The sequence below is a fragment of the Microbacterium thalassium genome (assembly GCF_014208045.1).
Classification (GTDB): Bacteria; Actinomycetota; Actinomycetes; order Actinomycetales; family Microbacteriaceae; genus Microbacterium; species Microbacterium thalassium.
This window is the reverse complement of sequence record NZ_JACHML010000001.1, coordinates 3,667,482-3,680,261: the sequence shown is the minus strand read 5'-3', so window position 1 is coordinate 3,680,261 and position 12,780 is coordinate 3,667,482. Positions and strand designations below refer to the sequence as shown.

Below are 12,780 nucleotides of genomic sequence, written 5' to 3'. Positions count from 1 at the left end.
AGATCGCCGTCTATGGTTAAGTCCACTCGTCGTCAGAGTGTTCCGAGCAGCTCCCGGAGCAGAGCGCGCACGCGTGCTTCGATGTCGTCGCGGATGCCGCGCACCGCGGCGAGGGGGAGTCCGGCCGGGTCGTCGAGTTCCCAATCGAGGTATCGGCGCCCGGAGTACACGGGGCACGCGTCGCCGCACCCCATCGTCACCACGACGTCGGCCGCGCGCACCGCTTCATCGGTGAGGGGCTTGGGGAACTCGCCGCCGACGGGCACCCCGATCTCGTCGAGCGCGACCACGATCGCGGGGGCCATCGCCGACGCCGGCGCAGACCCTGCCGTGCGCACGACGACGTGGTCGCCCGCGAGGTGGCGGAGGATGCCGGCGGCCATCTGGGATCGCCCGGCGTTCTTGACGCACACGAAGAGCACCTCGGGGCGACCGCGACCGTGCGGACTCGCCGCGCTGACGATGGCGTCCAGGCGGCTCGCGGCGAACGCGCTCGTGCGCGAGGCGACGAGCGGCCCGCCCGAGGCGACCAGCATGTCGTGCGATTCGCGCACGCAGCGCGCGACCGTCTCGGGCGACACGACGCCGCGGAACCTCGCCGTCAGATCGTCGGCGATCCGGTCGAGATCGGGCTCGCCGGCCGGCTCGGCATCCGCCTCGAGGAGCGCGGCGACGCGGTCCGCCTGCGCCGGCGCGATCCGGTACCACGCGCGACGCCCGTCCGGCTCGCGTGTGACGAAGCCCTCGTCGAGGAGTGCCTTCATGTGGTGGCTGATGGTGGGCTGGCGCAGGTCGAGGAGTTCCGCGAGCCGGCTGACCATCGCGCGCCCGTCCGGCGCGTCGCGGATCTCGCGCAGAATGCGCGCCCGTGTCGGCTCCGCGAGAACGCTCAGCCCGCGCGCGCCCGCGTCGCCGTCCGCGTCCCCCGAACCCATAGACGCAAGTCTATCCAACCCGCCCGCGCACCCTCCTCCTGCGCCCGTTCGGCCCGCGCCTTGCCGAGACGCACCAATCGCGCTGAGACACTCGCCCGTGGAACGCTGTCTCGGCGGGAATGCCACGTCTCGGCGGGGGGGCGACCGGGTCAGGCGAGGCCGTTGCGGGTGCTGCGGCGCTCGATGAGCACGGTGTCGCGCCACGCGCCGGCGCGCGGGCCGACCGTCGACCGTGCGATGCGCTCGCGGCGCCCGACGATGCGGAAGCCGGCGCTCTCGTGCAGCCGGATGCTCGCGGCGTTCTCGGGGAAGACGCTCGACTGGATGGTCCAGATGCCCGCCTCGTCGGCGGCGGCGACGAACGCGTCGAGCAGCGCGCGCCCGACTCCGAGTCCGCGGGCGCTGCGCGCGACGTACACCGAGTGCTCGACGACGCCGCGGTACACCGCCCGCGCCGACACGGGCGATGCCGCGGCCCAGCCGGCGACCGCATCCGCTTCGTCGATCGCCACCAGCCGCGGCGCGGCGAGCTTCCCCGCGTCGAACGCCTCCCACGAGGGCACCGAGGACTCGAAGGTCGCTTCGCCGTCCTCGATGCCTTCGCGGTAGATCTCGGCGACCGCGGGCCAGTCGGCGGCGGTCATGCTCCGCACGTGCGTCAGCAGCACCCCGACCCGCCGATGTCGGTCGAGCACACGCCGGTCGCGGGCAGCTCGAGGCTCACGGTGGACGCCGACTCCGTATCCCCTGCCAGCCAGGCGGTGACCGAGCGCACCTGCTCGTAGCCCGTGGCGAGCAGGAAGGTCGGCGCGCGACCGTACGACTTCATGCCGACGATGAAGAATCCCTGCTCGGGGTGCGCGAGCTCGCGGAAGCCATGCGGCTCGACGGTGCCGCACGAGTGCACGTTCGGGTCGATGAGCGGCGCGAGGCGGCGCGGGGCCTCGACGATGTCGTCGAGCTCGAGGCGCAGTTCGCGCAGGGGCGCGAGGTCGGGGCGGAACCCGGTCGCGTTCACCACCACGTCGGTCTCGTGCTCGGCGAGCTCCCCGCGGCGGTGCCCGACGAGGACCACCGGCCCGGCGTCCCGCCGTGCGGACAGGATCTCGAATCCGTCCACGAGCTCGATGAGTCCCTCGGCGACGGCGGCGTGGACGCGATCGCCGAGCGCGGCCCGGCCGGCGAGGTCATCGTCGGCGGATGCGGCCACGCGGGCGGCCCGGGCGTTGCGGATCAGCCACGTCACGCGCGTCCCGGGTTCGCGGCGGGCGAGCTCGACCAGGTCGAGCAGCGTGTTCGCCGCCGAGTGGCCCGCACCGACGACCGTCGTGCGACGGCCGGCGAACCGGTCGCGGTCGCGGCCGAGGACGTCGGGCAGGGCATGGGTGACGGCATCCCGGATCTCGTCGATGCCCTCGAGCTCGAGCCCGTCGCTGGCGAGCGGGTTGGGGGTCGACCAGGTGCCCGAGGCGTCGATCACGGCGCGGGCCGTGAGGCGCTCGATCGCGCCGTCGGCGGTGCGGGTGCGGACGACGAAGGGCGCTGCGGCGCGGCCGCGCGTGCGTGTGCGATCCATTCCCTCGCGCGACACCGCCGTCACGCGCACGCCGGTCCGCAGTCGCTCGGCGATCGCGGGGAGCGCCGCGAGGGGCGTGAGGTAGCGCTCGACGAACTCGGCGCCGGTCGGCATCCGCTCGGGGGACGGATGCCGCCAGCCTGCGGCTTCGAGCAGGCGCCGCGCGGCCGGATCGACGAGGTACCGCCACGGCGAGAAGAATCGCGTGTGGCCCCACTCGCGTACGCTCGCTCCGGCGTCCGCGCCGGCCTCGAGGATCGTGACGTCGAGACCGCGCTCGATGAGGTGCGCGGCGGCGGCGAGGCCGACGGGTCCGGCGCCGATGACGACGATCGGCAGGGTCGCGAGGCGGTCGGTGCGGGGCGCCGAGGGGGCGAGGTCGATGAGTGTCACAAGGATCTCCCGGTATATCGATGTTCGTCGATATAACAGTGTGGGCGACGTATTGATTCCTGTCAATATCGACTAGCATCGATGCATGCTTCCCGTGGAACTGACCGATGCGACCGACGCGCCGGTGTGCTGCTCTCCGCTCGTGCGCGAGCCGTTGAGCGCCGCCGAGGCCGACGACCTGGCCCACACGATGAAGGCCCTCGCCGACCCGGCGCGCCTGCGCCTGCTGTCGATCGTGGCGGCCTCCGAGGGTGCCGAGGCGTGCGTGTGCGACCTCATCGAGCCGGTCGGGCTCAGTCAGCCGACGGTGTCGCACCACCTGAAGGTGCTGACCGAGGCGGGCTTCCTCTCCCGCAGCAAGCGCGGCACGTGGGCGTACTTCCGGCTCGTGCCGGGCGCCCTCGACCGCATCGCTCAGCTGCTGGCAGCCTCGTGAACTCGCGCGCCTACGTCGCCGAGTTCCTCGGAAGCGCCGGGCTGGCGGCCGTCGTCGTCGGCTCGGGCATCGCCGCCCAGACCCTGTCGCCGACCGACGTCGGCCTCGCCCTCTTCGAGAACGCCTTCGCGACCGCCCTCGGCCTCGGCGTGCTGATCGCCGTGTTCGCGTCGGTGTCGGGCGCCCACTTCAATCCCGCCGTGTCGCTCGTCGACGCCGCCACCGGCGGGCGATCGTGGCGGAGCGTCGCCGTCTACATCCCGGTGCAGATCATCGGATGCCTCGGCGGCGCGGCGCTGGCCAACGCCATGTTCGGCGTTCCCACCGCCTTCAGCACGACCGACCGGGCGACGTGGCCGCACCTGCTGGCCGAGGTCGTCGCGACCTTCGGGCTGGTGCTGGTGATCTTCGCGCTCGTGCGCACCGGCCGGGGGAACCTCGCCGCCCCTGCGGTGGGCGCCTACATCGGCGCGGCGTACTTCTTCACGTCGTCGACGAGCTTCGCCAACCCCGCGATCACGGTCGGCCGCGCGATCAGCGACACCTTCGCCGGCATCGCCCCGGCATCCGTCCTGCCGTTCATCGCCGCGCAGCTGGTCGGGGCGGCGATCGCGTGGCTGGCGGTGCGAATGCTGTACCCGGTGCGCGAACCGGAGGCGGCGATCCCGGCCGAGGTCTGATCGGGCGTCACGCCGGAGCGGATGCGTCCTCCGACGCGAGCTGGTTCAGGCGGCGCTGCCGCATCGCGAGGAACAGCGGGAACGTGAAGGCGAACGCCGTGAGACCCGACCCGACGACGTACAGCCAGCCGAAGCGCATGCCGAGCCGTCGCGCCTCGACGATGAGGAACACGCTCCCGGCGGTGGCGACGACGAGCAGGTCGACCGTGATGGACGACACCGCGGGTCCGCTCGTGACGAGGTCTCCGAGGAAGTCACGCAGCTGGATGATCGCCAGCGCGTTGAACCACCAGGTCCCGATGAGCCCCGCGACCGACAGCGCGAGGTAGACGAACGCGAGCGGACTCCAGTGACGCGACATGCGTCGATCATCGCGGAAGATCCGCGACGAGGGGCATCCGCACGGACCGGATTCCACAGCGCCGGTGGCGGCCGCCGGGCGGCCGGCGGTGCACGGTAGCCTCGGGCGCATGCTCGGTGACGTCGACGACATCCGCATCTCGATGGTGGCGCGTGCCGGCGCCGCCTTCGCCGCCGAGATCGATCGGCATCCGCCGGACGCTGCGATCCCGTGGCCGCTGTGGCCCGACGTCGCGACGCTCGTCGACCACCTCGGCCGCAACCACCTGTGGGCGGCGGGCATCGTGCGCAGCGGCGGACCGGTCGACCGCAAGACGCTGCCGCGCGTCTCGGCCGACGATCCGCGCGCATGGTACGAGGGGTGCCGGGCGGAGCTGATCGCCGCGCTCGACGAGACGCCGTTCGAGCGTCCCTGCTGGGTCGTCGGCGGGCGCGACGGCGGCACCGCCGCGTTCTGGGCCCGGCGCATGGTCTACGAGACGACCAAGCACCTGATCGACCTGCGCGCCGCGGGCGGCGGCGAGTGGGCGGTCGCGCCCGAGCTCGCCCCCGTCGACTACGCCGACGGGATCGACGAGCTCTTCGCCGAGTTCCTGCCGCGCTCGCGGCCGACGCTCGAGCCGCTGCCGGGGACGCTCGTGCTGGCGGCATCCGACCTCGACCGGTCATGGGTCATCTCGCCGGACTGGGCGGTCTCGGGCGAGCCGCAGGCCGACGCCGCGGCGCGCGTGAGGGCCACGGCGGGGGAGCTCGCGCTCTTCGTATGGGAGCGCGCGGCCCCGTGGGAGGCGCCCGCGCGCTTCGCGATCGACGGCCCGGACCCGGGCGTCGTGCGCGCCTTCGGCGCCGCGCCGGTCCATCCGTGACAGCCCGTCGGCCCCGCGCGGCCCTCCGCGGTCATACGATGGCAGGACCGACCCGAGCTCGCGAAGGGAGGCCCGCCATGGTCCAGGTGCGCGTGGCCGGAGTTGCGCTCGATTCGAGCGGACAGCATGTGATCCTGCTGAAGCCGATCACCGAGCTCCCCGGCGCCGGGAACATCCTGCCCATCTGGATCGGCGCGCAGGAGGCGACCTCGATCCTCGTCGCCGTCGAGAACGCCGCGACTCCGCGACCGCTCGCGCACGACCTCATGCGCACGATGCTCGAGACGCTCGGCGCCGAGGTCACGCAGGTCGAGGTGACCCGCATCGACGACGGCACCTTCTACGCCGACGTCACCCTCAACGCCGGCGGCACCGTCCACACCGTCGACGCCCGGCCGTCGGATGCCGTCGCACTGGCGTCGCGCACGGGGTCTCCGATCTTCGTCGCCGACGCGGTCCTCGAAGAGGCGGGGACGCCCGACATGCTGGCCGACGAGGACGAAGAGGAGCGGCTCGAGGAGTTCAAGGACTTCATCGAGCACGTCGACCCCGAGGACTTCCGCGGCTGAACCGCGCCGCCGGTCGCGGGCGTTCCGCGGCATCCGATCCGTGAAGGAGTGCCGATGAGAGCGGCGTACATGTTCGGCGCCGGGGACGTGCGGGTGGTCGACGCACCGGATCCGAGCATCCAGCTGCCCACCGATGCGCTCGTGCGCGTGACGGCGGCGTGCGTGTGCGGCAGCGACCTGCATCCGTACCGCAAGATGAAGCCGCTTCCCGACGGCCGGCCCATGGGCCACGAGTTCGTCGGCGTCGTCGAGGCCGTCGGCGACGATGTCGCGTCGCTGCGGCCCGGCCACCACGTCATCGCCCCGTTCGTCTGGTCCGACGGGACATGCGACTTCTGCCAGGAGGGCCTGCAGACCTCGTGCCGGCACGGCGGCGGCTGGGACGCCGCCACCGGGGGCGGGCAGGGCGAGCTCGTCCGCGTGCCCTTCGCCGACGCGACGCTCGTCCATGTGCCGGGCGGCATCGACGAGTCGCTGACGCCGTCGATGCTGACGCTGTCGGACGTGTACGGCACCGGGTACCACGCGGCATACACGGCGCGCGTGGGCAAGGGTCAGACCGTCGCGGTCGTCGGGGACGGGGCCGTGGGTCTCATGGCGGTGCTGTCGGCCGCGCAGCTGGGCGCCGAGCGCATCATCCTGATGGGCCGGCACGCCGTGCGTACGGATCTCGGCGTCGCATTCGGCGCGACCGAGGTCGTGGCCGAACGCGGCGAGGAGGGCATCGAGCGCGTGAAGGAGCTCACCGGCGGCGACGGCGTGCACGCCGTGCTCGAGGCGGTCGGCTATCTCGACGCCTATGAGCAGGCACTGGGCATCGTGCGCCCGGGCGGCGTCATCAGCCGCGTCGGCGTTCCGCAGTACTCCGACGGGCCGATCGGGCGCGGGCAGTTCACGCGGAACATCACCATCACCGGCGGCATCGCGCCGGTGCGCGCCTACATCGACGAGCTGCTGCCGTGGGTGCTCGACGGCACGGTCGACCCGGGGCGGGTGTTCGACGCCGAGGTCGCGCTCGAGGACATCGCCGACGGCTACCGGCGCATGGACTCGCGCGAGGCCCTGAAGGTTCTCGTCCGGCCCTGACGCCGGGCGGTCACTCGTCCTCGCGTCGTGCGCGCCGGCCGCGCCGCCGGCGTGGGGCGGGCTGTTCCGGTTCGGATGCTTCGCGGCGGGCGGCGTCGCGTCGCTCACGCCAGGCGACGACCTCGTCGTCGACCTCGCGCAGCGGGGTGACGACCGGTGGCCCGCCCAGCAGCTGCATGCGCGCGACACGCACCCGCCGGTTGAAGTCCTCCAGCGCTTCGCGGACGTCCTCCTCGCGTGAGAGCTCGTCGAGCCGCTCGTCCAGGTGCGCGGACTCCACGCGCAGCGTGAGGGCGGGCGGGCCGAGCCCGGTCAGCTGCTCGGACTCGATCTTGCGGCGGATCCACCAGTCCGGGTCGTGGTGGTCGCCGAGGTGGGGGATGGGCTTGCCCGAGCCCGGCAGATCCTCGAACTCGCCGCGGCGGATCGCCTGCTGGACCGCGACCTCGACGTAGGCGGCGCGGTCGGTGGCGGTGGGCTGTCGCGCGGGGTCCGGTACCGGGGCGTCGGCGGACTCCGGTGCGGTGGCATCCGCGTCGCGTGCGGCCGCGGCGGTGTCCTCCGGATCGGAGGCCGCGGTCGTCCGCGCAGCCTCGGCCTCGAGCCGTTCGACCCGGTAGCGGGCCGCGGCGACGCGAGGATCCTCGGACATCCGTGTCACTCCACGTGATCGCGCCAGGAGTGCTGCGGGTCGTAGCCGAGCAGGCGCCGGGCCTTGTCGATGCCCAGCAGCGTCTCGTGCGCCGAGACCTCGCGCGTGACGGGCGTGTCGGGGAAGACCTCGGCGATCAGCTCGCCGTTGGGCCGCGACATGACGGTGTCGGCGGCGGCGATGATGTACGGCTCGAACCCGGCCGGCGCGTTCTCGAGCGCCTTCTCGATCGCCTGCGCGCCGTCGCGCGCGTCGATGTAGCCCCACAGGTTCCACTTGCGCATCAGCGCGTCGCCGTCGAACGACGGGAACTCGGCGTAGTCCTCGGGGACCATGACGTTCGAGAACCGCAGGCCCGTGATCGACAGGTCGGGATGCCACCGGACGAGCTCGCGCGCGAGCTGCTCCTCGAGGGTCTTCACGATCGAGTACACCGACTCGGGACGCGGCGCGTACTCCTCGTCGACCGGGATGTAGGGCGGCGGCACGTCGAAGGGCAGTCCCAGCACCGTCTCGCTCGACGCGTACACGACGCGGCGGATGCCCAGCCGCACGGCCGCCCAGAACACGTTGAACGTCGCCGCCATGTTGTTGTGGAACGTCGCGACGTCGGTGCGCAGACCCGGGGCCGGGACCGCCGCCAGATGCACGACCGCGTCGAACGGCGCCGAGCGGTCGACACCGGCGAGGGCGTCGGCGACCTGGCCGTAGTCGGTCAGATCGATCTGGACGAAGCCGGGCGCGCGGGCCCCGACGACGTCGAACGCGACGACGTCGTGCCCGTGGTCGCGCAGCTCGCGGAGCACGACGGCTCCGAGCTTTCCGGTGGAACCTGTCAGGGCGATGCGCATGGTTCCAGCCTGCCACGCGGCGGGTCCCGTGGCGCGGCCGGCGGGTTCGCGCGGCGGGCCGCCGAGAGGCTCAGACCTGCGCGGCCCGGGTGCGGCGCACGACCGCGGCCTGCGCGACCGCGGCGGCGAGGACGACCCCCGCGGCGATCGCGGGCGCGAGCATCGCCGCGGCGGTCCCGGCCTCCTCGGCGACGAGGCCGACGAGGGCGGTCGCCGCCGACTGGCCGACGACGACGCCCGAGCTGAGCATCGTCATGACGGTGCCCGAGCGGCCGCGCGGGCTCGCCTCGGCGGCGAGACTGTACTGCGTCACGAGCGTGGGGCCGATGCCCATCCCGACGATCAGCAGGCACGCGGCCATGCCGGGGATGTTGTACGCGAGCGGCGTCGCGGCGGCGCCCGCGACGAGCACGCCGCCGAAGACCAGCCATCGTGCCGAGAGGGTGAAGCGATCGGGCAGCGCCGCGACGCTCAGAGCGAGCGCGGCCGAGCCGATGCCCATCGCCCCGTACACCAGGCCCGCCTGCTCGGCGGCGCCGCGGTCGGCCATGAACGCCGTCAGCGCCGTGAGCATCGAGCCGAAGAAAAGTCCCATGCCGAGGGCGCCGATCACGGGGATCACGACGCGGGCGCTCAGCAGTTCGACGGCGGGCGCCTGGCCGGGCGCCGACTCGTCGGCATCCGTCGCCGGGCTCGTCGCCCGGGCGGTCGGATGCAGGGCGAAGGAGGTCACGAACACGAGGGCGAGGACCGCCGCGCCGATGACGGGGGCGGCGGGGCCCTGGCTCGTCGCCAGCAGGCCCACAACGACCGGGCCGAAGACGAACACGACCTCGTCGGCGGCGGATTCGTACGCCATCGTGCCGTTGAGCACGCGCGATCGGCGCTCGCGCGAGAACGTGCGACCGATGATCGCGACGAGGCGGCTGCGCGAGAGCGGCGCGACCTGCGGCATGCTCGCGCCGATGGCAAAGGCGATCGCGAGCAGCACGGCGTCCTTGACCGGCGCGAAGGCGAGCCAGGCGATCGCGATGAGCAGGGCGCTGTTGACGATGCCGGCGACCAGCAGCACGCGGCGCTGCCCGAAGCGGTCGGACGCGGCACCCAGGAGCGGGCCGAAGACGGCGGTGCCCAGGCCCGTCATCGCCGAGGTCATGCCGGCGACGGCGATCGATCCGCGCGCCGAGACGACGAGGGTGAGCAGGCCCACCACCATCATCGCGAACGGAAGACGCGCCACGAGGGCGACGGGGAAATAGGACCATCCGGCCGAGCGGATGAGGCTCGCAGGACGCTGGGTGAGAGAACTGGTGGTGCTGTGCATGAGGTGAGGGAAGGGGGTCGGGACGGCGTGCCGTGCCGCCTTCGCGCCCGAGCGCCAGGTGATGCACAGAGATCAGGACGACGTTACCGCACCCGGATCAACGAGTCCTGAGAGCGGATGCCCGCGGGGGGCGAGGGCGCGCCCCGGGCGGACGGTCAGCCCGAGATCGCGTCGACGAACGCGACGGCGGCGTCCGAGATCTGCGAGCGCGCCTGCACGTTCGTGATCGTGGGCGTGCCGTCGCCCGCCTGCGGCCCGTAGTCGCCGAACTGCGCGTGCGACGCACCCTCGATGACCGTGAACACGGTGTCGGGCGGGAGATCGGCGCGCGACGCGTCGATGTTCTCGGGCGTCGACAGCCCGTCCTCGGACCCCGAGATCGAGGTGACCGGGACGGTCAGCGACGTGCTGATGTCGCCGGCGGGGTACGACGCGAAGAACATCAGGCCGGTGGCGGGCGCTGTCGCGTCGGAGTCGGCGGCGTCGGCCTGGATCGCCGCGACGGTCCCGCCGAGCGAATGGCCGCCGACGACCCACGCGTCGAGCTCGGGGTGCGCCCCCCGGGCCGCGTCGAAGGCGCCGAGGGCGAAGAAGGCGATCCCGAGCGGCTGCTTGGCGATCACGACGGTGTGGCCGTCCTCGACGAGGGGACGCAGCACGGCGGCGTACGCCCGCGGGTCGACGAGCGCCCCGGGCTGGAAGAACACGCCGGTCGTGCCCGGCTCGGCTGTGGGCGTGAGGACGATGTCGGTCGCGGACTCGGCGACCGTGACCTGGGCGTCCGAGATCATGGCGTCGAGTGCCGGCTCCACGGCCGCGTACGGGCGCAGCCAGGCCGTGATCGCGATCCAGGCGGCTCCCGCGACGACCAGCGCGATGCGTCCGGCGACGCGCCAGCGGCCCGGACGCGCCGGGCGCACGAAGCTGACGGTCAGCGTCGCGATCGCGCCGATGGCGGTCACGCCGAGCAGGACGAGGTACGCGGGGTGACCGCTGACGACGCCGCCCCACGCGGAGACGAGGGCCCACGCGACCACGCCGAGCGCGGCCACGGCGACCAGGCGCGAGATCCACGCGAGCGCGCCCGCGCGGGGTCGCGTGGGGTCGGGGATCGGCAGCGGGGAGTCGTCGGCGGAAGTCATGGGAGTCCTAGCTGAGGGGAAGACGGGCTCTGCCATTCTGCCGACAGATCGCGGCGCCGGCTCCGATCGCACGGATCGACGCGTGTCATCGCCGGATGAGCGGGAGGCATGCCGGGCGCTCCAGCGGCGGTGCGCCGGCTCAGCGCACGGACGCGAGCGCGTCGCGGCCGCCCACGAGATACGAGCGCCACCGGGCGTCGGTCTCGGCGCGCACCTGCGCGATGCCGCCCCACTCCTCGGGAGCGGGCACGCTCCCGCCGCCGCGGAGGGCGCGGGCGGCGTCGCCGAGCGCGGTCACGGCGCCCTCGAAGTACTTGGCGGCGTTGACCCGCTCGTGGCTGAGGGTGCACAGCGACTGGTCGCCCGCGGCGGACTGCAGCGACTCGAGCGCGGCGCGCTGGGCGTCCAGCACGCGCGCGAGCACGGCGTCCGCCGTGGGGGTCGCAGTCAAGGTCATGGGATCATGATACCCCTGGGGGTATAAACGGGTCAAACCGGTCGTGTCGGCGTGCGGTCAGTACAGTTGTCAGGTCGCAGGGCGTCCGTCCTGGGTACACACGATGCACCGGCCGCCGCCTCCCGCGCGGGCGCCGTGCGGGAGGAGACCGACATGCCGTTCACGACGTCCGGCACACAGCACGCCCTGCGCGCCGGGCACTACGAGGCGATCATCGCCAGCGTCGGCGCCACCCTGCGCACGCTCACCTACGACGGCCGCGACCTCGTCGTCCCCTTCGACGCCGATCAGGTGCGGCCCTCCCATCGCGGCGTGACGCTCGCACCGTGGCCGAACCGGGTCGTCGACGGCACGTACACCTTCGACGGCGTCGAGCGGCAGCTCGCCCTCACCGAGCCGGCGCGCCACCACGCCCTCCACGGACTGGCCGTGTGGCTCGACTACGAGGCGATCGACAAGGGCCCGAGCCACGTGACGCTCGCCGCGACGATCCCGGCGCAGACGGCCTACCCCTGGCGGATCGACATCGAGACGACCTTCTCGCTCACCGCCGACGGGCTCACGCAGACGGTCACCGCGACCAACACGTCCCCCGCGCCCGCGCCGTGGGGCACCGGGCCGCACCCGTACCTCGTCGCGGGCGACGGACTCGTCGACGCCTGGACGCTCGAGCTGCCGGCATCCGAGGTCCTCGCCGTCACCGACGAGCGCCTCATCCCGATCGGGCTGCGCGCCGTCGACGCCGAGGACCCCGAGCGCTTCGACTTCCGCGCCGCGCGCCGCATCGGCTCCGCCGAGATCGACCACGCCTACACCGGCCTCCAGCGCGATGCGGACGGCATCGCGACGGTCCGGGTGACCGATGACACCGGCGCCGGTGTCGAGATGTCGTGGGATGCCGCGTGCCCGTGGGTCCAGGTGCACACCGCCGACAAGCCGGATCCCGCCCAGTCGCGTCTGGGCCTCGCCGTCGAGCCCATGACGTGCGCGCCCGATGCGTTCAACGCACCGGAGTACGACTACGACGCCGGGCTCATCGTGATCGAGCCGGGTGAGACGACGTCCGCATCGTGGCGCATCGCCGCGATCGGCTGACGCCCGCGACACGTCCGACGCGACAGAGGGCCCCGGAGTATTCTCCGGGGCCCTCCGTGTCTGCGGCGGAGAGGCCGCGCACCCGTCAGCTGTCGCGCAGGTTCTCCTTGATGTCGTTGCGCGCCTTCACCGAGTCGCGCTCCGCCTCGGCCTTCTTCACCTCGGCCTCGGCGCCGACCTCATCGGCCTTGTCGCTGATGCGGTCCGTCGTGTCGTCCCACGTGTCCTTGACCTTCTCGCCGACCGCAGCAGCCGTCTTCTTGGCGTCGTCCAGGAATCCCATGCCGTCCTCCTTCGCGAATGATGGTCCTCCGACGCTACGTCGCACCGGATGACCGCCCCAGGGGGTTGCGCGGGA

At 73.1% G+C, this 12,780-nt stretch carries 16 protein-coding genes; 6 read left to right on the top strand and 10 right to left on the bottom strand.

All coding sequences use genetic code 11. The annotated features are described in order from the left end of the window. Positions 1-32 precede the first annotated feature (32 nt). From HD594_RS17055 to HD594_RS17045, 3 genes are all read right to left on the bottom strand, one after another. The gene (locus HD594_RS17055; protein WP_184752355.1) at positions 33-935 is read right to left on the bottom strand and encodes a metalloregulator ArsR/SmtB family transcription factor; all 903 of its coding nucleotides are present in this window, start codon (positions 933-935) and stop codon (positions 33-35) included. Between the two features lie 149 nt (positions 936-1,084). Next, complete coding sequence (locus tag HD594_RS17050; RefSeq protein ID WP_184752353.1) at positions 1,085-1,579, bottom strand: GNAT family N-acetyltransferase; 495 nt, start codon at positions 1,577-1,579, stop codon at positions 1,085-1,087. 14 nt (positions 1,580-1,593) lie between these two features. Then, positions 1,594-2,904 (bottom strand): FAD-dependent oxidoreductase, encoded by a 1,311-nt coding sequence (locus tag HD594_RS17045; RefSeq protein WP_184752351.1) that lies wholly within the window; start codon positions 2,902-2,904, stop codon positions 1,594-1,596. Positions 2,905-2,989: 85 nt separating this feature from the next. Between HD594_RS17045 and HD594_RS17040 the strand changes: the two genes are divergently transcribed. Both HD594_RS17040 and HD594_RS17035 read left to right on the top strand, forming a co-directional pair. Continuing rightward, on the top strand, positions 2,990-3,340 hold the full coding sequence (locus HD594_RS17040; RefSeq protein WP_184752349.1) for an ArsR/SmtB family transcription factor: 351 nt from the start codon (positions 2,990-2,992) through the stop codon (positions 3,338-3,340). Then, positions 3,337-4,020: an aquaporin gene (locus HD594_RS17035; protein ID WP_184752347.1), complete on the top strand. Its 684-nt coding sequence runs from the start codon at positions 3,337-3,339 to the stop codon at positions 4,018-4,020. The genes HD594_RS17040 and HD594_RS17035 overlap by 4 nt, the downstream gene beginning before the upstream one ends. A 7-nt stretch (positions 4,021-4,027) precedes the next feature. Here the strand turns inward: HD594_RS17035 and HD594_RS17030 are convergent, their stop codons facing one another. Then, positions 4,028-4,381: a DUF2834 domain-containing protein gene (locus tag HD594_RS17030; RefSeq protein ID WP_184752345.1), complete on the bottom strand. Its 354-nt coding sequence runs from the start codon at positions 4,379-4,381 to the stop codon at positions 4,028-4,030. A gap of 109 nt (positions 4,382-4,490) precedes the next feature. Between HD594_RS17030 and HD594_RS17025 the strand changes: the two genes are divergently transcribed. From HD594_RS17025 to HD594_RS17015, 3 genes are all read left to right on the top strand, one after another. After that, on the top strand, positions 4,491-5,246 hold the full coding sequence (locus HD594_RS17025) for a maleylpyruvate isomerase N-terminal domain-containing protein (protein WP_184752344.1): 756 nt from the start codon (positions 4,491-4,493) through the stop codon (positions 5,244-5,246). A gap of 77 nt (positions 5,247-5,323) precedes the next feature. After that, entirely contained in the window at positions 5,324-5,815 is a 492-nt protein-coding gene (locus tag HD594_RS17020; RefSeq protein ID WP_184752342.1) for a bifunctional nuclease family protein, read from the top strand. Positions 5,816-5,869: 54 nt separating this feature from the next. After that, positions 5,870-6,901: an alcohol dehydrogenase catalytic domain-containing protein gene (locus HD594_RS17015; RefSeq protein WP_184752340.1), complete on the top strand. Its 1,032-nt coding sequence runs from the start codon at positions 5,870-5,872 to the stop codon at positions 6,899-6,901. Positions 6,902-6,911: 10 nt separating this feature from the next. Here HD594_RS17015 and HD594_RS17010 read toward each other — a convergent pair whose 3' ends face one another. From HD594_RS17010 to HD594_RS16990, 5 genes are all read right to left on the bottom strand, one after another. After that, the gene (locus HD594_RS17010) at positions 6,912-7,553 is read right to left on the bottom strand and encodes a DnaJ family domain-containing protein (protein WP_184752338.1); all 642 of its coding nucleotides are present in this window, start codon (positions 7,551-7,553) and stop codon (positions 6,912-6,914) included. A gap of 5 nt (positions 7,554-7,558) precedes the next feature. Next, a complete protein-coding gene (locus HD594_RS17005; RefSeq protein ID WP_184752336.1) occupies positions 7,559-8,404 on the bottom strand; it encodes an NAD-dependent epimerase/dehydratase family protein in 846 nt (281 codons plus the stop codon). A 70-nt stretch (positions 8,405-8,474) separates the two neighbouring features. Further along, positions 8,475-9,728 (bottom strand): MFS transporter, encoded by a 1,254-nt coding sequence (locus tag HD594_RS17000; protein ID WP_184752334.1) that lies wholly within the window; start codon positions 9,726-9,728, stop codon positions 8,475-8,477. 155 nt (positions 9,729-9,883) lie between these two features. Beyond that, on the bottom strand, positions 9,884-10,870 hold the full coding sequence (locus HD594_RS16995) for an alpha/beta hydrolase (protein ID WP_184752332.1): 987 nt from the start codon (positions 10,868-10,870) through the stop codon (positions 9,884-9,886). 139 nt (positions 10,871-11,009) lie between these two features. Further along, positions 11,010-11,327 carry a hypothetical protein gene (locus tag HD594_RS16990; RefSeq protein WP_184752330.1) on the bottom strand — a complete coding sequence of 106 codons (318 nt, stop codon included), beginning with the start codon at positions 11,325-11,327 and terminating at the stop codon, positions 11,010-11,012. 153 nt (positions 11,328-11,480) lie between these two features. Here HD594_RS16990 and HD594_RS16985 point away from each other — a divergent pair, with 153 nt between their 5' ends. After that, positions 11,481-12,422 (top strand): aldose 1-epimerase family protein, encoded by a 942-nt coding sequence (locus HD594_RS16985; protein WP_184752328.1) that lies wholly within the window; start codon positions 11,481-11,483, stop codon positions 12,420-12,422. 85 nt (positions 12,423-12,507) lie between these two features. Here HD594_RS16985 and HD594_RS16980 read toward each other — a convergent pair whose 3' ends face one another. Further along, positions 12,508-12,705 (bottom strand): hypothetical protein, encoded by a 198-nt coding sequence (locus HD594_RS16980; protein ID WP_184752326.1) that lies wholly within the window; start codon positions 12,703-12,705, stop codon positions 12,508-12,510. Positions 12,706-12,780: the final 75 nt, after the last annotated feature.